Here is a 21438-nt window from a genome sequence, read left to right on the forward strand (position 1 = left end):
CCATCATCGGACCGGCGCATGCCGAGACCAGCGCGCCGGACGCCCGCGCCGATTGGGCGTTACGTCGAGGCCCCGCGGTAAACGCGAACGTGCCTATGAAGGGCGCTACGAAGTGGCCGGCACACATATCGAATATTGGGACGACACCGGCTTCACCGCCGATGGCGACTTCGTCGACGCAAATATCTTGCACCACGGCGGTATGGTTTTGCGCCGACTTACGGATCATTTCGCAGACCCCTCCATCTCGAAACGATAGTAGCGCAGCGCAGATCTGGTTTTAGCCGTCGCCCATAGGCGATGCTTCGTCGCAGAAGATGAGTTGTCGTACGCCATCCAAGGAGGTCCCATCGTCCCGCACCCTTTGGTGCGAGGAAACTGATTGAAGACTGAAGAGCGCGGCAGCGCAGGGCGCGAGATTCCTCGCCTCGAAAGCTCGCAAACCGCTGAGCGCACGTTGTCGCTGCCATCCTCGGCAAGGTCATAAAATTAGCCGAACAGAAGCGCTCCCAGCAGATGCCCCTGAGTTGACCACGTCATCGACAAGGACGGGCCTGCGGAGGATGGAGGGCAGACGCTTAAAAGCGCCACCATTCAGGTGTCTGTCAGCTTCGGGTCGCAATGAGCGCATGCTGCCTCGCAGGTAGCGTTCCGAGGCAGAGGCATTCGATGACGGTAAAATACTTCCCACGCTACGGGAAGGCGGCGCTAAGGCTCTTCGGCCTATTCCTGCTCACCGCAGGCGGTTATTTTCTTTATCTGCAGGCAACGGACAATTTCGCAACGGTCGTTGCCGGCGAAGTCTACCGTTCGTCGCAGCCGTCCGCCCAATCAATCACAGAGCTTGAAAAACAGTATGGCATCAGAACGATCCTCAACCTCAGGGGTAAAGCCGACAGCTCCAAATGGTACGCCGACGAGGTTCATCAGGCGAAAGCATTGAACATTGTCCATATCAACTTCAAAATGTCCGCTGGAAGAGAACTGAGCCCGGAACAGGCCAAGGATCTCATCGCCATCATGCGGGACGCGCCGAAACCGCTGCTGATCCATTGCCGCGCCGGCGCCGATCGCACCGGGCTTGCCTCCGCTCTCTATCTGGCCGCCGTCGCCGGCAAGGACGAAGAGGCTGCCGAGGGGCAGTTATCGCTTCTCTACGGGCACCTGCCCTTCCCGTTCAGCCGCGCTTTCGCGATGGATCGCACGTTCGAGAAAATGGAGACCTTCGTTTTTGGCAGATCCTGACAGTAGCCGTAAAACGATCTGTAAACATTGACCAGCTACCCGTGGATGAGCGACATTTTGCGTTGCAAAATATGATTCCAAATTCCAATTCCGGGGCTGAGCCATGTTTCAGTACGATCTTGTTGTTGTGGGCAGCGGTCCGGCGGGGCGCCGAGGTGCCATCCAGGCTGCGAAGCTCGGCAAGAAGGTCCTGGTCATCGAACAGGGCAAGCGTGTCGGCGGTGTTTCGGTTCATACGGGCACCATCCCTTCCAAGACGCTGCGGGAGACGGCTCTCAATCTCTCCGGCTGGCGCGAGCGCGGCTTCTACGGCCGTGCCTATCGCGTCAAGGAAGAGATCAGCGCCGAGGATCTGCGCCGCCGCCTCTTGATTACGCTCGACCACGAGGTAGAAGTGCTCGAGCACCAGTTCGCCCGCAACCGCGTCCAGCATATCCGCGGCAGGGCAAGCTTCGTTGATCCCTCGACGCTGCAGGTGATCAAGGACGACGGAGAGACCATGCAGGTGAGCTGCGCCAGCATCCTGCTTGCCGTCGGCACCAAGCCTTTCCGCCCGGACTACATCCCCTTCGACGGCAAGAGCGTAATCGACAGCGACGAACTGCTCGACATCAAGGAACTGCCGCGTTCGATGGTCGTCATCGGCGCAGGCGTCATCGGCATCGAATATGCGACGATCTTCAGCGCCCTGGATACCGCCGTGACCCTGCTCGATCCCAAGTCGACAATGCTCGATTTCATTGACAAGGAGATCGTTGAGGATTTCACCTACCAGCTCCGCGACCGCAACATGAAATTACTGCTCGGCCAGAAGGCGGACAAGGTGGAGCCTCTCGAAAATGGCAAAGTCGCGCTGACGCTCGACAACGGCCGCCACCTGACGACAGACATGGTGCTTTTTGCCGCCGGACGCATGGGCGCGACGGACGCGCTCAACCTTGCTGCCGCCGGCCTCGAGGCCGACAGCCGTGGCCGACTGAAGGTCAATCCGGAAACCTTCCAGACCTCGGTGCCGAACATCTATGCCGCCGGCGACGTCGTCGGCTTTCCGAGCCTCGCCTCGACTTCGATGGAGCAGGGCCGCATCGCCGCCCGCGTCGCCATCGGCGCGATCGCCAAGGAGCCTCCGAAATACTTCCCTTACGGCATCTATGCCGTGCCGGAGATTTCGACCTGCGGCCTTTCGGAAGAAGAGGTCAAGGAGCGCGGCATTCCCTACGAATGCGGCATCGCCCGATTCCGCGAGACCTCGCGCGGTCACATCATGGGCCTCGAAACCGGTCTCTTGAAGATGATCTTTTCACTGAAGACCCGCCGCCTGCTCGGCGTTCACATCGTCGGCGAAGGGGCGACCGAACTCGTGCATATCGGCCAGGCTGTGCTCAATCTCAAGGGCACCGTCGAGTATTTCGTCGAGAATACCTTCAACTATCCGACGCTTGCGGAAGCCTACAAGATCGCCGGTCTCGACGCCTGGAACCGCATGGGCGACATCAAATCGGAACTCTGAGCCGCCCGCCTCGTTTGGCAAGGCCTGCCCAGCACAGCACTCGCATTGCCGCCCAAAGAAAAGGCCCCGCCGACCACCCGGCAGGGCCTTGAATTTTAGACCTTGAAGAGCCGATTACTCGGCGTCGCCTTCGGAGGCCTTCTTCTTCGGAGCGGCCTTCTTTTTTGGAGCAGCGGCCTCTTCGCCTTCGGAAGCTTCAGCCTTTGCGGATGCTTTCTTCTTCGGCGCGGCCTTCTTGGTTTCCTTCACTGAACCTTCGCCTTCTTCGTCGGCGAGCAGTTCTTCCTTGGTGACCTTCTTGTCCGTGACCTCGATCTCGGTCAGCAGGTGGTCGATGACCTTTTCCTCAAAGATAGGCGCGCGGATCGAAGCGGCGGCGCCCGGCTGGCTGCGGAAGAACTCGAGGATCTGCTTCTCCTGGCCCGGATACTGGCGCAGCTGCTCGTAAATCGCGCGCTGCATTTCGTCTTCGCTCACTTCGACACCGGCCTTTTCGCCGATTTCGGAGAGGACGAGGCCGAGGCGGACGCGGCGTTCGGCGAGTGTCTTGTATTCTTCCTTGGCCTTCTCTTCCGTCGTGTCTTCGTCTTCGAACGTCTTGCCGGACTGAGCGAGATCGTTGTTCACCTGGCTCCAGATGCCGTTATATTCGGCTTCAACGAGCGACTTCGGGGTCTCGAACTTGTACATCTCGTCGAGCTGGTCGAGGATCTGGCGCTTGACCTTCTGGCGGGTCAGCGAGCCATACTGCGACTCGATCTGGCCGCGGACGATTTCCTTCAGGCGATCGGCGGATTCCAGGCCGAGCTTCTTTGCCAGCTCGTCATTGATTTCCACGTCAGCCGGAGCAGCAACGTCCTTGACGGTGACGTCGAAGGTGGCTTCCTTACCGGCAAGGTTCTTTGCCGGATAGTCGGCCGGGAAGGTCACGGTGATGGTCTTCTCATCGCCAGCCTTGACGCCGACGAGCTGGTCTTCGAAGCCCGGGATGAAGCGGCCGGAGCCGAGGACGAGTTCAGCACCCTGATCGGTGCCGCCTTCGAAGGCTTCACCGTCGACCTTGCCGACGTAATCCATTGTGACGCGGTCGTCATTGGCGGCCTTGCCCTTCTTGGTCTCGTAAGAACGAGCGCTTTCGGCAACCTTGAGAACCTGCTCGTTGACTTCTTCGTCTGAAATATCAACGACTTCGCGGGTGATCTTGATGCCCTCGACGGACTTCAGTTCAATCGGCGGCAGAACTTCATAGGAGAGCGTGAATTCGAAGTCCTGCTCAGCGGCGAGGATCTTGTCAGCTTCGTCCTTGTCTTCCGTCATTGCGATTTCCGGCTGCGTGGCGGACTTCTCGCCACGGCTGGAAAGGATCTGGGTAGGCTGCTCGCGAACGATCTCGTTGACGAGATCGGCCATGATGGACTTGCCGTAGACCTTCTTGAGGTGGGCGACCGGCACCTTTCCCGGACGGAAACCATTGATGCGCACCTTGTCCTTTACGTCGGCAAGGCGCTCGTTCATCTTGTTTTCCATGTCCTTGGCCGGGATAACGACCTTGATTTCGCGCTTCAGCCCTTCAGCGAGCGTTTCGATAACCTGCATGTCTTCCTACCTTCATTTCGTGGCGGCCGTGCCCAGACGCCGTTCGTTTCGATGAGCACGACGCCGGAAAAATTGCCGCGCGTGGCTTTTGTCAGATTCCAATGCATCCCACCCAAGGGGGGACGGCGCCATCCTGCCGGGTAATTGGGGCGACCTATCGGGTCTTCCCACCTGCAAGCCAGCTTTGGTGCGGGTAGAGAGACTTGAACTCCCACGCCTTGCGGCACCAGAACCTAAATCTGAATTTCGATTTATACTTCCGGTGAAAGCCCAGCCTTTTCAGGCGCTTACGTAGTGTCACAATCCCTTTACTACCCAGTGTGCCACCGGAAAATGGCACATTGTGTCATGTGTCACGCTCCGATTTCCGGCCCCTGATACTCTGACAGCTTCTGGATTGCAAGGCGCTTACGCTCGGCTGACGTATGAGCATAACGCTGGGTGGTTTCGATGCGTTTGTGACCGAGCAATTCCTGCGCCGTGCGGATGTCCGTATGAAGCAACAGGTTGGTGGCGAACGTGTGGCGCAGTACGTGTGGCACGTAGTTGCGGTCGTCCGTCATGCCGAGATCGGACTGCATCTTCTTCCAGTGATCGCGATAGATGGCAGGCTTCTGCTGGAAGAGTTTTGCATCGGGGTCATTGAGAGGCTTAGCCCTGCGGAGGAGAACTTCCTTCGCCCTGGCTGTGAGCGGTACATCTCGGTTCGTCCCGGCCTTCGTGTCATAGGTCCAGAGGTCAGCCAGATCGACATCCCTCTTGGTGATCTTCAACACTTCGCCCTGTCGGAAGCCTGTATCCAGAGAGATTATGATGTAATCCCTCAGCTCATCCTCGGCCATCTCTTCGCACCATTTGAGCATGGCATCGATCTCCCCCTCTTCATAGAACCTGACGCGGGTTTTGCGCTCCTTGATCAGGCCGATTTCGAAGAGCTTTTCGAGCTTGCTCAGCTTGTGCGCTTCCTTCACCATCGTGGAGAAGGCAGCGAGCTTGCGATTGATCGTGGCATCAGACCGTTTCCAGCTCGATACCACCCGCTTGATCTTCAACGTGTCCTCGTAGCCGAGCGTCTTCACGTCCCTCGTCGGGCCGAGAATGTCGACTACGTGCTGTCCGTTGATGAGAGCGGTCTTCTCTCCCTTGGTTCCCTTCCAGCGCGTCTCAGCGACGAGATTGAAGAGTTCCTGAAGGGTCATTACGGGTTCGGCGGGCTCCTCAGCCTTCTTGTCGAAGGTACCGGCGAGCATTTCCGCCTTAGTCTTGGCTTCCCAGATCTCAGCCTCAAGCTTTGTTGGGAAGTCCTTTCTCTCGCGTCGTCCTTTGTATGAGACGGCGGCTTGCCAAGAAGCTCCGCGTGGTTTAACTGGCATCCATTCTCCTTTCGTTGCCCAGTTGGCGGAATTGGTAGACGCACTTGGTTTAGGTCCAAGCGCCGAGAGGTGTGGGGGTTCGAGTCCCTCACTGGGCACCATTCACGAACGACCCGTCTACCTTGGTGTCGTCCACGCCCATTAGCTGCGCCATACGGGCAGCCAATAGCTTCCCTGTCGGAGACAGGTAGCAAAGGGTATTTCTCAGATCGTTCGGGTCTCGCTCTACGCGGACCAGCTTCAACCCCTCAGTGCCTTTACGCACGGCCTTGTCACCGAGGTCGCCAAGAGCGCGACTGATCGACGGCTGAGGTATGCCGGTAAGCTTTCGTATGTCGGAGGAGGACATGCCCTCCTTCGCAGCAACCGTTAAGAAGACCTCGAGCGTCTGAACAGACATCAAGGCCTTCTCGTCCTGAAGTTTACGAACCTCGTTCATCACCGCGCTCAAGCGCGAAAACAGAGCCTTTGGCATATTCAGCATCCTCTAAATTGCCCAAATCAGGGGCGATACGGGGAAACCGATACACCGGTGATTAGGTTTTTGCAACAAACAGCGAAATGTAGCAGCGACCAACCCACATTTCGTGGTTTCCATCGTCGCAGCGATAGCTAAAGAAGCGATCCAGAATACGCGAGCCTTCGATCTCGACATATACCTCAAATCGCTTGGTTTTCTTGAATAGACGCACCTGATTGTCCTCGCTCGCCGTTCTCGTCCTGTTCACGTTTTCAGGACTGCGTAGGGTATACTCTTCCGACCAGCTCCAGAGCAAGCGGCAAAACAGCCACAGGTGGATAGATTGGAAGCTTAAGTTGTCATTTCATCGCGGTTGTGGTGTGCTGCATGATGCTGATTTCACATTAAATTTCGTTAATGGGATAGGATTTCATTCCTACCTCACACATGCGTTGCGGGTATACCAGCCATGCAATTCCTTGAAATCTGCTCCACCCATACACGGTGATGATACGCGGGCAGTGATTGCCCAAAGCGAAGTCAAAAGAGGCACTTATTAGGGGTTGTTAATAAAGTGGCGCGAACATCCATATTTATTAAACTTCCCTGTGTATTATTGTGGATAAACCACGACCATCAGGGACCGCGTAACGATCCCTTAGGTTTCGGCCTTGACTGGCCTCATCAGGTGGTGGGTTCAAATTCTCTCATTGTTGCTTGACTGGTTAATGACATCGTCGAGGACCGCGTAGGCTTTGTCGTTGTCCTCCCAGATCAGATCGCGAGCGCGGGCCATCGGAGCAAGGATGGCGTTCATGATGGCCATGGCGCTGGCCTGATCGACGAAGTCGCCAATCGCCCTGGCCTCGCCATTGGTCAGGATGCCGTAGATCGTCCAAGTCAGCTTCACTTCCCCGAGCTTGACGAGACGCGCCTTGTCTTCTTCGAACGCTTCAAGCGTCCGGTAGCTGATGAAAGCCCCGTTCACGTCGATGCAGGGGCGAACTTCGTAGTAGTCAAATTCCATCTTGGTAATCCTCAGGGCAGCCATCATCAGCCCGCGCATGCCAAGCGCAGGGACAGGCCCCAGAGAGGCCCGTTTCGGCGGATTTAGGAGGAGTGAACGACGACCGAGGAGCGCCACCCTGCGAGCAGTCGGGCTGTCGTGATCGCGGCTGAGCGCTTCGTGTAGGTGCCGATTGGCGTGATCCAGCCCGGAATGACTGAAGTCACCGCCCAGCGACCCTTGGCCACCTTGCGAACGTGATAGGTAGCGGCCATTACGCGCCCTCCCCGTTCAGCTTGGCGACTGCGGCCATGATTTCAGCCTGCGTGTCGCCAGTGGTGATGACTTTCAGGTCTTTGCGCTTGGCCTCTCCGCTTTCGAGATAGCCAGCGTATTCCGCCCTCACGTCTTCCCGCTCATAAGCGCCAAACTCAGGCGACCAGCGCCCGTTAATGCGAATGACCAGCGTGTGATATTTCCTCGGCTTTCGTGCCATTCCCTCATTTCCTTCAATCGGCAGCCATCTTCAGGCGAGCCATGCCAAGGCCCGCGACAGGCCCGCTAAGGCCCGTTTCGGCATTTAATTCACCGGTGAATGAATTAGCCCACGACAAAGCCCGAGCGGTCACCCTTGGCAGCGCCCTTTGCGTAGAGGCCGACAATCACGCCCTTGGGATCAAGGAAACGTAGGTCAGTTTCATCGCCATTGAAGACGGGGCGATTGAGATTGAAATCTGTAGTAGTCGCCAGACCGGCGCAATCGTAGCTGGCGAGTGTGTCGCGTAGCTCCTTAGTGCGATAGACCACAGCGATGTTAGCGCCCGTCTCATTCGCTGCTTTCACGACTGCCTCAGCATAGGCCGTGCTAGCGTGGCTGTAGCTCAGGGTGAGCGAGTAGTTGACCGGCAGCGCCCGATAGGCCCGCTTGTAAACCTTCGTGTAATCGTAGAATTGCACCTCAGGGAACAACTCGAAGACTGAGCCACGCTTGTCGCCACGGCTTGCGAAGTGCGCGACTTCCCATTGAATGTCTGAGGTGCCGTTGAGGCGAACCGCTGGCTTGACGCCCTTGCGCTCGCAGTAGGCAACGAAGCGCTCCAGATCGTCGACCAGATCAGCCATGAACTGAGTACGGCTGGCCAGATAGCGCTTTGTCTTGTTGATCCGCGCCACCTGCACATTGTTGTAAGCGCCGCGTCCTGCCGTGTTCAGGCAGCCCTTAACGCAGCCCGCTTGTTCAGCCATTGGGCAGACGTTCGAGCCTGCCAAAGTGAAGGGCGCAAGGTACATGATAGCCGTTTCATACTCGCCATCACCCTTGACCGTTTTCGCGTTGTTTCCTGAACGGATGAGAGTGCCCTTGAACATGTGAAATCTCCTTTTCGTTTCACCGGTGAATAGGACTAGATGCAGCTATCCCGCTACGCCCAGTGCTACCCACCAACCCCGAAGGGTCGATGTTAGCCGTTCACGATGTCAAAGAACCCTGAAGCGCCACCCTCAGCCCCGCCCCGTTTCCGGTTTGGTGCAATACATATATTCACCAGTGGATTGATTGTAAAGAGGCAGATATTTGTAAATTGGCGATCATCTTCTAAGTCATTGGTTCTGAGTCTATATTTCTATCTTGTAAGCAAATTTCTGAGTCGTGTGTGGCACGGCCAACGAAACCTTGAGAGTGGAATGGATAACGAACGGCACCTTATTTCATTCGAACAAGCTGAAGGCCTTGTACCGCTGCCTTCGCAACTCAAGCTGAAGGAAGTAACGCCGATAATAAAGTCTCGGCTTTGGAACGTGGTGCATCAAAAGATAGTCGCCAACACAGGCGACTACGCCCTCTTGAAGGGAGTCATTCAACGGGTCGCCCGTGCCTATATTATTGAGCGAACCAGTTACCTTATCGACGAATGGAACAACAAGGCTCCAGAACTAACGCAACTCTGGAGGAGGCATTTCCTGCCACAAGCCAGTTATTCTGAGACACTCGGCTTCATCGAATGGTTCTTGCGTCAACTGCAAGACGAATACACTAGCAAATACGTCGAAAATATTCTTGTCCGGGAGCGAGCCGCATATCGATTAGTCTCGAATTCGATCATGCCTATCGCCTCTCCCGAAGAGGGCCAAGCTATCATACAAGCCGTAGAGAAGGCATCAGCGTTAGGCCTTGATGGCGTTCGCTCCCACCTAACAAAGGCGTCGACACATCTCACGGCTGGAAGTTTCGCAGACTCCGTCCGGGAGAGCATTCATGCGGTTGAAGCCATTGTATTCAACAAGACCGGCATAACTGGAAGCTTCAGCGCGGCGATCAGAGAGCTTAACAAAGCAAGCCCTATGCATGACGCATTTAGGGAGGCATTGGTTAAGCTCTACGGCTACACGAGCAACGAGCAGGGAGTTCGCCACTCGCTTTTCGATCAGGGTGACGCGAACGTCACTGAGAGAGATGCGCTTTTTATGCTTGGTATATGCGCTTCATTCGTGACGTATCTGCTGAAAGCAGAGGGCGCGCCAAAAGAATAGACAGTTATTTGCTGTCAGGCTTGAGCGGCTTCGAGCGCTTTGATGACCTTCTCAGGCGCGCCGTGAACTAAAATAGCACCACCCTGAAATCCGTGGTGGTTCACCAGCCAAATTGCTGATGTGCCGGGCAAATAATTGTCTACGCACGTGACAAACGCGGGATTGACGTAAACCTTAGCGGAGGACGGCTTTGTCTCGCCGATCTCGACTTTATTGAAAGTTACAAAGCCCATTGATGCGCCTCCTTTAGACCGCTTTATTGGTACCACGAAAAGGCATTATCACCCCCAAAGAAACGGGAGCGAGGACATTCTGTCAACCGCTAGTTATCGCCCCATCGGCTGCACATCACTGCTGAATGCAGATCATTCATCTGGTGTGCATGTCAATGAAATCAATGGCTTAGTCAGCGTGTGTCACGTCGATGTGGCATTGATGCGCCGTTTGTGGCCGATGAAGGGTTGTTTGCGTGGGAAAGAGGGGCAGCGGGGGGAAGCCGGTGTTCCTTATATCTGATTTGCCCTCTCAGATTTTTGCTGCGAACATTCTAAAATCTGCTTACGAGCGACTTTATCCAGCCCATACAGGTGTCGATGGCCCATTCGTTTTGCGGCAGAGAGAATTGCGGCATTGGCTCACCACCGGGGCCATGTCCGTGGGGATTTCTGACTTTCCGGAAAAAGTCCAGCAGGATGTCCTCTTCCCACTGCTTCAGGTATCCATTCTTCTTAAGGTTCTGCACAAAACTGGCTGCACCGGGTTCCTTTCCGGATGTCCAACCTTTCTCACCGGAAATGATCTTTAGGGTGCTCTCAAGCGCCTTTGATGCGTACAGGCTAGGATCACGACCGTTCTTGTCGCTTCTGTCTAAGGCCTCCAACATGTCAACCTCGACGTTTGCCCATCTCGCATGGTCGATCACCTTCCAGAAAGGCTGCCGTATCTGCTCTTCGACAAGATTGTCGCCCGTAAACTGAAAGTAACCGGCATGATACGCGAGGCGCATGTCCGCTCTTGCTAGCCTGACGTTCAATTCGTTGACGTTCTCAGAAAACCACTTATTCAACTTGTCGTTCGCATTTTTCGCTCGATCTTCCTGAGAACCCGGTAAACTCACGCCGTGCACGGTCTTTGCACGCATGTCTTGAAGGCGCGCCTGTTTGAGTTTCTCGGGGAGCTTCGCGTTCTCTCTCTCGATCTGTTGTTCACGATAACGGAAAACAAGCTCAATCAGGCTCACACGATCTTTGATGAAGGTGTCCTCATTTTGCAACGCTAGCGGACGAGCCTGCAGAAATCCCTTGGTCGTTGTGTCTGGGTTGCTATTCGTTCCATCGAAGTCATTCACGCCCAGCTCCATTGCGAGATGCCGGAGGGCAGCCTTAAGGGTATGGTCTCGATTTTCAAATGGATTGGAGCCGATGTCGAGTGGGAAGAGCTGTTCAGTCAGCAGCCTTGAAGCTTGCACGAAGAGCCGCCGTCGATCATCCGTGAATTCATCCCAGATGCGAACATCTTTGTATCGGAATGTGAAGATATCTACGAGCATTCAAGTCCATCCATCAGTGTCTCGATGAGGTGAAACATAAAGGCTTCCCCGAGCGCCCGATATACGCACAGTTCAGGATTTGACTTCTGCAGAGAATCGTGGGTAGTCACCCCTCAGGCAACCTCTTGGTCACCCTCAGGCAATTGCCCGGAAGCAGCTCGATGACCTTCTGAGCTTCCAGCGAAAGGAGGACGTTGGTGATCTCGTCCTGGCTGAACCCTTGGGCCACGAGAGGCTCCCCTATGGCGTATAGATCAAGGGTTCCCTCAGGCTCAGGTAGGAGCTTCAGTAAGGCTACCTTGGTCTGGTCGTATCTATTCACTTGACACCTGATAATCGAGCGGCAGCGAGATTATAAGCTGGGCTCAACAGCTGTCTCACTATAACGGTAGATCAAGACCTCAACTTGGAATGGGTAGTTAGACGCCAACTTTTTGGCCCGATTGATCAACTTAAGTTGCTCTGCGTCGCTTGTATCATCCGAGGTAATGAACACCAGTATTAGCTTCATCTTAAAGCTGCGGGGGACGTTCATGTCCTTTTTCAACTCTTTGACACGATCGTACACCTGACCGACAACTGCGAGCGGATAAGATGCACGCGCTGTATACTTAACTTCCACGACCGTTGTTTCGTTCAGAGCCATGGATACCGCGTCGAACACCAGATTTGGTCTGTTCGATGGTGACACGTTTGTCGCGAACAACAGTCCTCGTTCCCTTTCCAGTTTGGCGAGAACCCTCTGCTCTGCGTCCTTTGTGCGCTTCCTTAGGAATCTCGTGCGCTCTTCCGAAAATTTCGAGTATGAAACCTGAGATGAGGTTTTGGGCGGCGAAGGCAGTGGAGTATCGTTCTCTTGTACTGGAAGGAGCTCCGCCTGATTTGTTTCTTCGACAGGTTCCGCGTCCTCCAGGAAGGAACGTCCCGCTTCATCAAGCCCAGCTTCGGCCACTTCCTCTTGAGCCTTAATTTCCACCGCTACTGGTGACGCCTTGACCAGAAGGGTGAGCCAGTTCGTCTCGTCTTTGAAGTCAGACGGGGCATACAGCACCGTGTGGTTCCAGTTCAGTACTGCAAAAAACAGAACAACCAGCAGCGTCGGGAAGGTCATCAAGAACCAAACATAGATGTCCTGAGTTTCCTTACCGAGGAAAGGCAAGATCGCTGTCCCGCTCACCTCCGCGAAACAGGCGAAGATGGCCACAACGCTTAATGGATTTTTAACGTGGGTCATCTTCTCGAGCAAATCATCTCCCCCTATTGACACCTGACAATCGAGCGAAAGCGAGATTTGTCAGGTGCGCGCGGCCTAGCTGTACACATTGATGAGCCCGAAGAGCAATCCCACACCCACCACGAGGGCGATCATCCAGCGGTCGCTTTGCTTGAACCAGTTGATCATGGTCAGCCTTTCAGCCGAGCTGCGTAGCGTTCGCAGCCGCCGATGTTGCCATCCCAGTCCCAATTCTCGATGATCCCGCCTTGGCTCGCGATGAGCCTGAGCTTGCAGGAATAGTCGTAGGACTCCGTGCGGGTGCCCTGAACGGTGCTGTAGATCGCTTGGCCGTTGACGTAGGTCGTGGCTGTGTTGGTCGTGGGGACCGTGTACGTCCCGCTGCTGCTGGTGTTCCAGACGTATATCTTCTTCCCAGCGATGTTCTGTTCAGCGTCAGGGTAGCCCAGCTTGGCGAAGGCTGCCTGCACAGGCTGGCCCTTAAGGCTCTGCATGGCTGGCTTAGCGTCTTCCATCGTCGTGCAGCCAGAGGCCACAGCGAGGGAGATTAGCGCGAGTGTCTTGGTGAGTGTCTTCATGATTGCCCCAGAATGAAGCCTGAGAGATACACAACCGGGGAATCTGGGGTCAACCCTTATAGGTTACCATTAAGGTTTTCCTTGGGGATGGGAGGAGGTGGATGAAGGTTTCTCCCACCCTCATCCATCATAAAGATCATTCGGAGAGGGAACTCTTTTTCATCAATCCCCTCTCCTCTCCTTTATTCGTGGTCTTCCCCTTCCGGGTTCTCCTTAAGTGGGTGGTAATTAAGGGTTGGTCTTCAACCGATGTTCATCCACCTAAGGCTGTCCTGTCCCTGATGTCCGAAGACATGCTCAGCGAAGCTTCTCAGCTCCTTCTCAAGCAGCTCTGCCTTATGGTCGTCAGCGGCCTTTTCCGTGTCTCGGGCCATGTGCTCAACCCAGTAGGTCACAGCGATGGCGAGAGCATCAAGACGGTCGTCGTTGATCAGGGCACCGCGATCACGGGTGATGCGGGTGAGCTGGTGGAAGAGCTGGCGATGAGGTTCAGCCTCGAAGTCACGCTTGATGACCCCTGCGTCGACGATCAGGCGGTGCTGGTTCATGACCGGCTCCAGAACGTCACAGATGCGGCGTTCCTTCTGGGTCGAGTGCTTAACCTCCTCGATGGTCACGGGATGGACACGGGTGAACACCGGCTTCAGGAGCTGCGTGAACATGCCGTCACCGAAGTTGGCTTCGACGATCACGCGGTTCACGTTGTGCGTCTTACCCAGCATTGCGAGGGACTTGAGGGTCGCTTCGGAGTAGCCTTCCTTGAAGCCGCCTGAGGCGACCATGAAGAGGTTGCCGTGAAGTATCTTGACGATGGCGTAGGCCGTCTCGTCACCGCCCTTACCGGACGGGTCGATAGCCATGACCGCACCGGAGTACTCGGCCATCTCGTTGGCGATCCACATCGGGCGATGCAGACGGTCGCCCTGGAGGCCAACTGTCGGGAGGTCGGAAATCACCTTATCGGGGTCGTTGCACCAGACCAGCTTGGCGGGAGCCATGCGGGGGTCGAGCGAGGCGACGATCAGGTCGGAGAGCTTCAGCGGGTACTTGTCTTGGTCGCTGAGCGAGGTGTCGAGCATGAACTGCAGGGCGAAGCCAGAGCGGGCGTAGGACGCCTCACGCTCGATCAGGTCTTGCTCTTGGAAGCGCTGAGGGTCGACCGGCTGGCGCGGAGCTGCACCGGCCTCGATCATGTCCATGACAAACTTCGAGAGGCGACCGAGGTAGCGCTCGGGGTCGGTCGGTACACGAGCAGGCCAGATGCGGATTTCATAGCCGCGTTCAGGCAGCCTGTTGTAAAGGCTCATCTCGGTCTGCGGGGTGCCGAGGTAGATGATGCGGCTCGTGGGGAGCGGCTTCAGAATAGCGTCGAACTCCTTCACACGCTCCGAGAGCTGGTCGCGCTGGAGCTGGGTCATGGAGTTGTTCGGAACCTCGACGTCATCCGCGATGATGATGTCAGCACGGGAACCAGCGAGCTGGCCGGTGATGCCTACGGACTTGACGGAGGGTGAGTGAGAGTTACGGGCTGGGCCGACATCGAAGGCCACCATCGAATCACGCTGCCCGGGTCGGGCGCGGAGGTGGGCAAAGATCGGCATCTCAGCGATCAGCCTCTTGGTGAAGCTGGAGAATTGGTCGGAGCGGTCCTTCGAGGCCGAGACCACGAGGATGTTGAGCTGCGGGTTGCAGTAGAGAAGCCAGACGACGAAGGCCGAGGTGACGTAGGACTTGCCCACGCCTCGGAAGGCTTCGATCACGCAGCGCTTGGGACCGTGCTGCAGATACCCTGCGATGTCGTATTGGACGGCTGTCGGGACTGGGAGGTTGAGGTGCTTCCACACCACGAAGAGGAAGTTTCGAAAGTCCTTCTTCAGGGGGTCGATAGCGGGACTTAGATGGGTGCCTGACTTCAGGCTATCGGCTGTCATTAATCCACCTGTGGATACAACAGGCCACAGGGACTCACAGACGCGCCTCAGCGCTTCCGGCTAGGGTAGTAGCCAGAAGGTCACTGAAGCACGTCCTGAGTCAGACCTGCGGGGCTGTGAGGGGTTTAGTTGTAGGAGGGACGGTCGTCGTCGCCCGTGAACGGGAGATCGTCGGCAAGGCTCTTCAGAGGGCTGCCTTCCTTGGGTACTGCGTCGATGTTGTTGTCCTTGAGGAACTGGCGGGCAACGTTCAGCTCGGCTGCCGTCACCTCACCGCTACGGACTTTATCGAGCAGCTTCTGCGCCATCTCCTCGTGGAGCTGGGCGAGGATTTTGTTCAGGTCCATTATTTGTAGCTCAGATAGGCGCTGATCGCGGCCACGATGAGGGCCAGGATCGCGGTGATGTTGGTGATGAAGGATTGGTTGGTCGATGCCTTGGCCTTGAGGGAGGCGATATCCACCTCCCCCGCCGACATCCGCCCCTCTAGCGTGTCGATGCGCTGGGATTGCGCGGACGCGAGACTGATGAGCGTGTCCACCTTGCCCTCGACCCTGCCAATCAACAGCAGGGCCTCGGTGTTCATGTGTTCCATTATAGCCCCGCTGCCCAGACCCAGAGGGCGTCTAGCTGCTCCGGGGGGATTGCGAGAGCCTCAGCGAGGTCGAGCACTGCGATATGAAGGCGCTCGAAGGTGGTCGCCTCCGTCAGCTCGATCTTCATCATTTCCTTGTCCATATCGGACAGGGCGAGGCTGTCGACGGTGGCTGTAACGCTGGCCTTAGTGATACCGATGCTAGCCGCTGCGAGCCAGAACTGCCGGGAGGTCAACTTCGGCATCCGTTCACGAAGCTCTTCCAGAGGTACTGCAGCAAACGCCTTCAGGCCGAAGTCCCACTTCAGGTGGGCGTACTCAGGTCCGGTTGAAACTTCGATACCGCCGTCAGGCACCGAGCCGATGTAGGAACCAAGATAGTTACCTGCACCATCGACGTAGAAACGTTGAGTGTTGTCGGTCATGTTAGCTTGCCTTGAGAATGAGCTTGGAATCGGCTGCGGAAGGTCTCGATGACGAGCCAGCACCGGTATTCCTATCCGGGATAAGGGCCATTACATTGACCGCTCCCATGCGGCAGTAGATATTCGTCGCGTCAGCCCAGAGAGCAACGCCGTAGCCAGCTTCTGATCCACTATGGTCGATGCTACCGCCAAGCAGCATTTCTTGGCCGTTGCTCCAATTCATGTAGGACGTAGTCGGCGTCCAGTATGCGGCAATCTGGGTCGGCTTATAGCCAAGACCGTGAGCAACCGTCAGGAGACCTCCGAAGGTGACAGCCAACTGTCCGCTGGTGAACATGCGTGCCACTTCGCGGTAGTTCGTACCATCGTGGGAGAACACGATGCCGCCATCATTTGGCAGGCATAGCAGGTCGCCGCTTAGGTCGTTAGCAATACGGAAGCCTGCTGCGTCTCCGCTACCGTCCCGGTGCTGTATGTAACCCTGCCGAACAGTGGCTTTCCAGAACGACAAATAGGGGTCAGAAGTCGTGTCTGAGGTAATAATCCTCAACGCTTCTCCACCGCCTGTAATCGTCGCCATTCCAGTGATTTGCGGGGAGGCGCTGTCTGCTTTGGCGTTCAAAGCTGTCTGCTGCGCGGTCGAAACTGGAAACGCCGAAGGTGCCAGTCCATCGACCGTATCGGCGTCGAGACCAGAACCCGCACCGTCAACCGTCTTGATCTTCGCCAGCACATCGGCGGCAGTGTAAGCCGACGAGTTCAGCTTCGTGCCGAGAGATGTATCGATCTCCGTCTTCGTGTAGTAGCTCGACGGGTCGAACAGAGCAGCGTCCTGAGCCGACTGAGCGGCAGCATCAGCGGAAGCCGCAGCGGCGTTCTTCGAGGCCAGAGCATCGGCAGCGCTTGCCGCAGCTTCGGAAGCCTTGGTCGTGGCCGTGTTCTTGGACGTGTTCGCAGCCGTCGCAGAAGCGGCAGCTTCGGAAGCCTTGGTGGTCGCGGTGTTTGCTTGGGTCGTCGCCGTCGATGCCGAACCGGCTGAAGCGGTCGCGGAATTTGCCGAGGCGCTTGCCGAGGAAGCTGCATCGCTGGCCTTCTGGGTGGCCTGCACGAGCTGGGAAGTCATCGCCGTTTCGGCCCACCGCTTGTTCACTGCGTCCTGCGGCTGCGTCGGATCGAGAAGGTTGGCAATGCGGCGCTGCAAAGCAGAGAACGAACCATCCTCCGTCACACCGAGAGAAGCCTCACCGAGGTCAAACGCTTCCTGCGCGAGGTAGAAGACCTGCAAGGTGGCGAGATCGAGATCGCTTTCGACGAGCGTCGAGCCGTCCACGAAGTCGACCATCACGGTGTCACGAGGGGTAACTCGGCGTCTGTCAACGATTGCGCCAGCAGCCGGGGCTGTGGCCGTCTGGATAGAAGTTTCCGACAGCCAGGTGTAGGAGACAGCAACGCCATTCACCTTCACCTGAACGTGGGTCTTAGAGAGGTAGGGAAAAGGTACCGTAAAGACGCGGGTAGTCCCATCCCCGAGGGATTGCGCATAGGCAAGAGCCATGTGTGTGTCTTTCTTGGAAATGAAAAAGGCCCCCGAGTTTCCCCGAGGGCCAGCCATTCACTGGTGGATTGTTTTAGTCGCGAAGCTCGCGCCGAGGCAGGCCTGAGCCAGCCCAGTTAAGGAACTGGACAGCGCCCATCATGCGCGAGAACGGCAGGACGCGAGTGAGGTTCTGCCAATCGGTCTGAGAGTAGTCGTCCCCGAAGGCAGCAGAGGTGACACCGGCAACGCCAGCAAAGCCGGTCGAGATCAGGTCACCAGTCGGGTTGCCGAGAGCGCCCTGCATGGTCGTCTTCAGGCCCGAGGAGCGGGTGTCGAAGATCGGCTCATCTCCGAAGAACTGCCAGCCGATGTCAGCCGCCATTGGGATCAAGGCGCTTTCCGACGAGCGGGAGAAGCCAGCCAAGGCCAGCTTGGACCACGACAGACGTTCCTTTAGTTGGTCCTCGCGGTCCTCCCTGCCAAGCAGGTTGAGGTGTATCTGACCGGCATAGACCAGCGAACCGAGGAAGCTCGATGCCAGCATGCCGAAGATCGCGGGACCGTCACGCAGGTTCAAGCCCTGCAACAGCGCCTTGGTGTGAGCAGCCATCGCGAAGGTGCGGAACTGCATGACCATCTGGCCCAGCGGGTGAGCCATCCAGCGGTGCATCTGACCGGGGTCGTTCTCAAGGATCATCGTCCGGTTCAGCCGGAACATCGCATCCTCGAAGAGCGAGAGGGTGTTACCGTCCCAGTTCTTGATGCCGAGGCTCTGAAGCTTCGAGGGAGACTTCACACCGCCCTTGAAGGTGGCGTGCGTCCTAATTGCTTCGAAGATCTTATCAGCATCGTCCTTGCCAAGCCCGAGGGCACGAAGACGCTCTGCATCGATCTTATCCCCGAACATCGCCATCTTGGTGAACTTCACGGCAGCCGCACGGGCCGACCACTTCTGGAACACACGGTTGATCGGGGCCATGCCCGAGCCCATCGAGACGAAGCGGTTCATCGCGTGGAGCTTCGGGTTCACCGCACCGGCCACTCGCTGGGTCATCGAATCGGTCCCGCTGGTGATCGGAACGCCCATCTCGTCCATGTCGAGGTAGTGCGCGGTGCGCTCGTAGTCGGTACCGAAGGCACCCAGCGCGTCCAGCTCCTCAGCCACCTCATCGGTCATCTTACCCGAGCGGGCCATGTCGATCAGATGGCGGAAGGAAGGTACCGCCTGAAATGTCGTTTTGATGCCAACCTGAGAGACTTGACGACCGAACTCAGGCACCTGCGAGAAACCCACCTGCCCCATCAGGCGCAGGAAGTTGAAGTCCCTCAGCATGCGCAAGAACGTCGCCCCATCAGAGCCACGGTCGATGCCAGCCAGCGGTGTGCCGGTAATGGCCGAGTACAGGAAGTCGAGGTTCTTCTCATCGAGCGTGTTGTTCGCGCCGCTCGCCTCGCCCACGGACTTGATCTGGTTCTTCAGCTTCGTCCAGTCGTTCGCATTCCTGATGCCGTCTACCAGCAGGTCGCCGGTCACGGGGTCACGGACTTGGATGCGGGCCATGGCGATCTGGCCGCTCATGTTCCGCGAGTAGAGCTGGAAGGCCGTGTGCGGGTCTTTGACATAGAAGTCTGCGATGCTGAGCTTCTGTCGACCGCCATGCTTGTCCCAGACATCCGCGAAGTGGTTCTCATCGAGCATGATGCGGGCCTTCATGCGGGCTGCTCCGCTGGCCTCGTCTTCCTTCTTCGTATTGCGCGATGCCCACGCCTTCACGTTGGCGATCTGGTCGTCGTCGAGGTAATGCTTCAGCTCCACCTCAAGGTCATCGAGATCGAAGCCGATACTGCCACTGCCGAACATCTCCTCACCAGAGCTGAGCTTCTGCATACGGTCGAGGACCGCGTAGCCCATGCGCTTGGCGATGGCAGGGTCGATGTCAGGCTGACGCTTCAGGATGGCGTCACGGAACAGGTCCGTCAGACCACCCTTCTCGTCCATGCTGTAGCCGATCTGCCTGATCAGCTTGGTTGCCTTGGCGAGATGAGGATAGCGCGGGAAGTAGTTCTCCACGCCGATCTCGGTCCGCGTTAGACCCAGCTCTTGGGCTTCCTTCCAGAAGGATTTCATTTCCGACTGGAACGCCCCGGCAGCCTGCTTCACCTCAGCGGGAAACTGAGCGCGGACAGACAGGTTCTCCTCGCGGATGTAATCGGTGATCTGCTCGTTGAACCGCAGCTTGGCGTCTTGGCTCTTGAAGCCGTTGATGCCGTTTGCCTTGCGGTACTTCTTCCAGGCATCGTCGTAGCCCCGATACCAGTTGATCTGGGCCACGCGCAGTCGGCGCTGCATGCGCTCGGTCGCGGCGATCTGGGTCACCACCCCGCTGCCCCTCTTGGCACGGACACCGTCCTCACCGAGGTAGCGAGCAACAGCCTGCGCCATCGGGTTCTTCGAGTTCATAAGCTGGCCGACCGTGTCCATGCGCCAGTTCAGGAAGCGGCCCTTGGGGTCGAGACGCTTGAAGTCGTCGATCAGGTTGGACGTATCGCTGCGAGTGAAGTTATCACCCATCACAGCGGCAGCACCAACCGAGCCGGGATTAGCGGTCGGAGTAGCCGCCTCAGTCCGCATCTGCTCCCCGAGCTTCGCGATTTGCTTGGCCTCTTCTGTGAACATTGGGTTGCGCCGGAAGGCTCCCATCACACCGCCCATAACGAGGCCGGTACCGATGCTGTATTTCAGCTCATCGAAGGACACATCGCGGGTCGGGTCTACAGCCGTGAGGGGGATGTCAGTGGCGAGGTTACCGGCCACGCCTTCAGCAGCAGCAAGGCCGACCATGCCCACGCGACCGAGACGAGCGGCCACAGCAGCCGGGGCACCGAGGCCACCTGTCACTGCACCGATCGCAGCCGTAGCGGCGATAGCACCGGGGTCAGTCAAGGCAGCCCCGAAGGAGATGATCGTGCCGGCCGTGCCCAGCGAGGCGATCTTGCGATTGTCTTCAAGCTGGGTCAGCAGCCGGTCGCGAATGGCCGCAGCGTGTTCGTCAGAGACAGCGTCCTCGAACTCGTCGAGGTACTCGTCGGGTATGCTCTGGCCGAACGCTTCGAGCTTCTCCTTGGTCAGCTTGTAGTCCGGTTCAGGGTCGTAATGACCGAGCGCACGGAAGGGCGTCAGGATGGACCACTCGTTCTTCACGGCTGTCGCGATTGCATCGCCGTAAGACGGCTGAGCGGCCTGACGGTCCTTCTCCTGCTGGACCTCTTCGGCCCGCGTGACGTTCATCGTAGGCACCACGTCGGAGGTGCTGATGCGGCCCTGATCGTGAACCGAGAAGTCGCCGGGGTTCTGGGAGTTGCCCATCGATCCCGGCATGACGAGGCCAGCGGGGCCGTTACCGACAACCGTGTCACCCATCTTCTTTGCCCAGAGACCGGCGAACTCGGAAGCGAGCATGCCCGTCTGGCCACCGTTCCCGACAACCGCAGCGCGACCGACGAGGTTCACTGCCATGGCGTTCGGGTTGGCCAAGAGGTTCAGCGCCCCACCGGCACCCTGCTGGTGCGCGAGGTATAGTTCGCACTTCGACAGGTCACGCCCGAGCTTCTTCTTGAGGAAGTTCTGGTTGTCCCGCGTGAAACGCATGAAGGCGTCAGCACTGGCATAGGCATCGAACTTCGACGCGCCATTGCCGTACTTGCCCCATGTGCTGTCGATGAATTGATAAAGACCCCCTGCGGAGGAGGTCTTATTCTGTGCGTGAGGATTGAGGCCGCTCTCGATCTGGGCAGTTCGGAGGGCATAGTCTTGGTCGACGCCATAGCGGTTCGCGGCATCAATGATGATTGACCTGATGTCGGCCATGA

At 57.3% G+C, this 21438-nt stretch carries 21 protein-coding genes, 1 tRNA gene, 1 other RNA gene and 1 pseudogene; 5 read left to right on the forward strand and 19 right to left on the reverse strand.

Annotated elements, in window-relative coordinates:
- Positions 1 to 48 precede the first annotated feature (48 nt).
- From BLP23_RS23770 to sthA, 3 genes and pseudogenes are all read left to right on the forward strand, one after another.
- A pseudogene (locus BLP23_RS23770) lies at positions 49 to 259 on the forward strand (Atu4866 domain-containing protein); the annotation flags it as partial.
- A gap of 410 nt (positions 260 to 669) precedes the next feature.
- Positions 670 to 1245, forward strand: a complete 576-nt coding sequence (locus tag BLP23_RS23775) for a dual specificity protein phosphatase family protein (RefSeq protein ID WP_092587209.1) — start codon at positions 670 to 672, stop codon at positions 1243 to 1245.
- A gap of 103 nt (positions 1246 to 1348) precedes the next feature.
- Positions 1349 to 2755, forward strand: coding sequence for a Si-specific NAD(P)(+) transhydrogenase (gene sthA, locus BLP23_RS23780; protein ID WP_092587210.1), 1407 nt, complete (start codon positions 1349 to 1351; stop codon positions 2753 to 2755).
- A 114-nt stretch (positions 2756 to 2869) separates the two neighbouring features.
- On the opposite strand, the gene tig is transcribed toward sthA, so the two are convergent.
- The gene (gene tig, locus BLP23_RS23785) at positions 2870 to 4351 is read right to left on the reverse strand and encodes a trigger factor (protein WP_092587211.1); all 1482 of its coding nucleotides are present in this window, start codon (positions 4349 to 4351) and stop codon (positions 2870 to 2872) included.
- 353 nt (positions 4352 to 4704) lie between these two features.
- Positions 4705 to 5724 (reverse strand): tyrosine-type recombinase/integrase, encoded by a 1020-nt coding sequence (locus BLP23_RS35140; protein ID WP_092587212.1) that lies wholly within the window; start codon positions 5722 to 5724, stop codon positions 4705 to 4707.
- A gap of 16 nt (positions 5725 to 5740) precedes the next feature.
- Here BLP23_RS35140 and BLP23_RS23795 point away from each other — a divergent pair.
- A tRNA-Leu gene (locus BLP23_RS23795) sits at positions 5741 to 5825 on the forward strand.
- Here the strand turns inward: BLP23_RS23795 and BLP23_RS23800 are convergent.
- The 6 genes from BLP23_RS23800 to BLP23_RS23825 form a co-directional block, all read right to left on the reverse strand.
- On the reverse strand, positions 5813 to 6199 hold the full coding sequence (locus BLP23_RS23800; RefSeq protein WP_139187099.1) for a MarR family winged helix-turn-helix transcriptional regulator: 387 nt from the start codon (positions 6197 to 6199) through the stop codon (positions 5813 to 5815). The two genes, BLP23_RS23795 and BLP23_RS23800, sit on opposite strands and share 13 nt — an antisense overlap.
- A gap of 682 nt (positions 6200 to 6881) precedes the next feature.
- On the reverse strand, positions 6882 to 7211 hold the full coding sequence (locus BLP23_RS23810; RefSeq protein WP_092587215.1) for a hypothetical protein: 330 nt from the start codon (positions 7209 to 7211) through the stop codon (positions 6882 to 6884).
- A gap of 11 nt (positions 7212 to 7222) precedes the next feature.
- Positions 7223 to 7291: hammerhead ribozyme type II (locus BLP23_RS23815), an RNA gene on the reverse strand.
- 3 nt (positions 7292 to 7294) lie between these two features.
- The gene (locus BLP23_RS33795; RefSeq protein ID WP_167363958.1) at positions 7295 to 7465 is read right to left on the reverse strand and encodes a hypothetical protein; all 171 of its coding nucleotides are present in this window, start codon (positions 7463 to 7465) and stop codon (positions 7295 to 7297) included.
- A complete protein-coding gene (locus BLP23_RS23820) occupies positions 7465 to 7686 on the reverse strand; it encodes a hypothetical protein (protein WP_092587216.1) in 222 nt (73 codons plus the stop codon). Before BLP23_RS23820 ends, BLP23_RS33795 begins: the two co-directional genes overlap by 1 nt.
- 104 nt (positions 7687 to 7790) lie before the next feature.
- Positions 7791 to 8558: a GP88 family protein gene (locus BLP23_RS23825; RefSeq protein ID WP_092587217.1), complete on the reverse strand. Its 768-nt coding sequence runs from the start codon at positions 8556 to 8558 to the stop codon at positions 7791 to 7793.
- Between the two features lie 315 nt (positions 8559 to 8873).
- On the opposite strand from BLP23_RS23825, the gene BLP23_RS23830 reads away from it, so the two are divergent.
- Positions 8874 to 9719: an AbiJ-NTD4 domain-containing protein gene (locus BLP23_RS23830; protein WP_092587218.1), complete on the forward strand. Its 846-nt coding sequence runs from the start codon at positions 8874 to 8876 to the stop codon at positions 9717 to 9719.
- Positions 9720 to 9733: 14 nt separating this feature from the next.
- Here BLP23_RS23830 and BLP23_RS23835 read toward each other — a convergent pair whose 3' ends face one another.
- The 11 genes from BLP23_RS23835 to BLP23_RS23885 form a co-directional block, all read right to left on the reverse strand.
- Positions 9734 to 9952: a hypothetical protein gene (locus BLP23_RS23835; RefSeq protein WP_092587219.1), complete on the reverse strand. Its 219-nt coding sequence runs from the start codon at positions 9950 to 9952 to the stop codon at positions 9734 to 9736.
- A 314-nt stretch (positions 9953 to 10266) separates the two neighbouring features.
- On the reverse strand, positions 10267 to 11268 hold the full coding sequence (locus BLP23_RS33800; RefSeq protein WP_167363959.1) for an AbiJ-NTD4 domain-containing protein: 1002 nt from the start codon (positions 11266 to 11268) through the stop codon (positions 10267 to 10269).
- Between the two features lie 106 nt (positions 11269 to 11374).
- Positions 11375 to 11497, reverse strand: a complete 123-nt coding sequence (locus BLP23_RS34980) for a hypothetical protein (protein WP_267890100.1) — start codon at positions 11495 to 11497, stop codon at positions 11375 to 11377.
- 123 nt (positions 11498 to 11620) lie between these two features.
- Positions 11621 to 12514: a hypothetical protein gene (locus BLP23_RS23850; RefSeq protein WP_092587221.1), complete on the reverse strand. Its 894-nt coding sequence runs from the start codon at positions 12512 to 12514 to the stop codon at positions 11621 to 11623.
- Between the two features lie 158 nt (positions 12515 to 12672).
- Positions 12673 to 13080, reverse strand: coding sequence for a hypothetical protein (locus tag BLP23_RS23855; protein ID WP_092587222.1), 408 nt, complete (start codon positions 13078 to 13080; stop codon positions 12673 to 12675).
- Positions 13081 to 13322: 242 nt separating this feature from the next.
- On the reverse strand, positions 13323 to 15011 hold the full coding sequence (terL, locus tag BLP23_RS23860) for a phage terminase large subunit (protein WP_092587223.1): 1689 nt from the start codon (positions 15009 to 15011) through the stop codon (positions 13323 to 13325).
- A gap of 125 nt (positions 15012 to 15136) precedes the next feature.
- Positions 15137 to 15358 (reverse strand): hypothetical protein, encoded by a 222-nt coding sequence (locus BLP23_RS23865; protein WP_092587224.1) that lies wholly within the window; start codon positions 15356 to 15358, stop codon positions 15137 to 15139.
- A complete protein-coding gene (locus BLP23_RS23870; protein WP_092587225.1) occupies positions 15358 to 15606 on the reverse strand; it encodes a hypothetical protein in 249 nt (82 codons plus the stop codon). Before BLP23_RS23870 ends, BLP23_RS23865 begins: the two co-directional genes overlap by 1 nt.
- Positions 15606 to 16031, reverse strand: coding sequence for a hypothetical protein (locus tag BLP23_RS23875; protein WP_092587226.1), 426 nt, complete (start codon positions 16029 to 16031; stop codon positions 15606 to 15608). Before BLP23_RS23875 ends, BLP23_RS23870 begins: the two co-directional genes overlap by 1 nt.
- A 1-nt stretch (position 16032) precedes the next feature.
- On the reverse strand, positions 16033 to 17586 hold the full coding sequence (locus BLP23_RS23880) for a phage tail fiber domain-containing protein (protein ID WP_167363960.1): 1554 nt from the start codon (positions 17584 to 17586) through the stop codon (positions 16033 to 16035).
- A 73-nt stretch (positions 17587 to 17659) separates the two neighbouring features.
- A complete protein-coding gene (locus BLP23_RS23885; RefSeq protein ID WP_092587228.1) occupies positions 17660 to 21436 on the reverse strand; it encodes a transglycosylase SLT domain-containing protein in 3777 nt (1258 codons plus the stop codon).
- Between the last annotated feature and the right edge of the window lie 2 nt (positions 21437 to 21438).

The sequence above is a fragment of the Rhizobium mongolense subsp. loessense genome (assembly GCF_900099775.1).
Lineage (GTDB): Bacteria > Pseudomonadota > Alphaproteobacteria > Rhizobiales > Rhizobiaceae > Rhizobium > Rhizobium loessense.

Excerpts from the sequence above, each read along its gene's own strand:
- BLP23_RS23775 (WP_092587209.1), top strand. The coding sequence starts at position 670 with ATGACGGTAAAATACTTCCCACGCTACGGGAAGGCGGCGCTAAGGCTC.
- sthA (WP_092587210.1), top strand. The coding sequence starts at position 1,349 with ATGTTTCAGTACGATCTTGTTGTTGTGGGCAGCGGTCCGGCGGGGCGC.
- tig (WP_092587211.1), bottom strand. The coding sequence starts at position 4,351 with ATGCAGGTTATCGAAACGCTCGCTGAAGGGCTGAAGCGCGAAATCAAG.
- BLP23_RS35140 (WP_092587212.1), bottom strand. The coding sequence starts at position 5,724 with ATGCCAGTTAAACCACGCGGAGCTTCTTGGCAAGCCGCCGTCTCATAC.
- BLP23_RS23800 (WP_139187099.1), bottom strand. The coding sequence starts at position 6,199 with ATGCCAAAGGCTCTGTTTTCGCGCTTGAGCGCGGTGATGAACGAGGTT.
- BLP23_RS23810 (WP_092587215.1), bottom strand. The coding sequence starts at position 7,211 with ATGGAATTTGACTACTACGAAGTTCGCCCCTGCATCGACGTGAACGGG.
- BLP23_RS33795 (WP_167363958.1), bottom strand. The coding sequence starts at position 7,465 with ATGGCCGCTACCTATCACGTTCGCAAGGTGGCCAAGGGTCGCTGGGCG.
- BLP23_RS23820 (WP_092587216.1), bottom strand. The coding sequence starts at position 7,686 with ATGGCACGAAAGCCGAGGAAATATCACACGCTGGTCATTCGCATTAAC.
- BLP23_RS23825 (WP_092587217.1), bottom strand. The coding sequence starts at position 8,558 with ATGTTCAAGGGCACTCTCATCCGTTCAGGAAACAACGCGAAAACGGTC.
- BLP23_RS23830 (WP_092587218.1), top strand. The coding sequence starts at position 8,874 with ATGGATAACGAACGGCACCTTATTTCATTCGAACAAGCTGAAGGCCTT.
- BLP23_RS23835 (WP_092587219.1), bottom strand. The coding sequence starts at position 9,952 with ATGGGCTTTGTAACTTTCAATAAAGTCGAGATCGGCGAGACAAAGCCG.
- BLP23_RS33800 (WP_167363959.1), bottom strand. The coding sequence starts at position 11,268 with ATGCTCGTAGATATCTTCACATTCCGATACAAAGATGTTCGCATCTGG.
- BLP23_RS23855 (WP_092587222.1), bottom strand. The coding sequence starts at position 13,080 with ATGAAGACACTCACCAAGACACTCGCGCTAATCTCCCTCGCTGTGGCC.
- terL (WP_092587223.1), bottom strand. The coding sequence starts at position 15,011 with ATGACAGCCGATAGCCTGAAGTCAGGCACCCATCTAAGTCCCGCTATC.
- BLP23_RS23865 (WP_092587224.1), bottom strand. The coding sequence starts at position 15,358 with ATGGACCTGAACAAAATCCTCGCCCAGCTCCACGAGGAGATGGCGCAG.
- BLP23_RS23870 (WP_092587225.1), bottom strand. The coding sequence starts at position 15,606 with ATGGAACACATGAACACCGAGGCCCTGCTGTTGATTGGCAGGGTCGAG.
- BLP23_RS23875 (WP_092587226.1), bottom strand. The coding sequence starts at position 16,031 with ATGACCGACAACACTCAACGTTTCTACGTCGATGGTGCAGGTAACTAT.
- BLP23_RS23880 (WP_167363960.1), bottom strand. The coding sequence starts at position 17,586 with ATGGCTCTTGCCTATGCGCAATCCCTCGGGGATGGGACTACCCGCGTC.
- BLP23_RS23885 (WP_092587228.1), bottom strand. The coding sequence starts at position 21,436 with ATGGCCGACATCAGGTCAATCATCATTGATGCCGCGAACCGCTATGGC.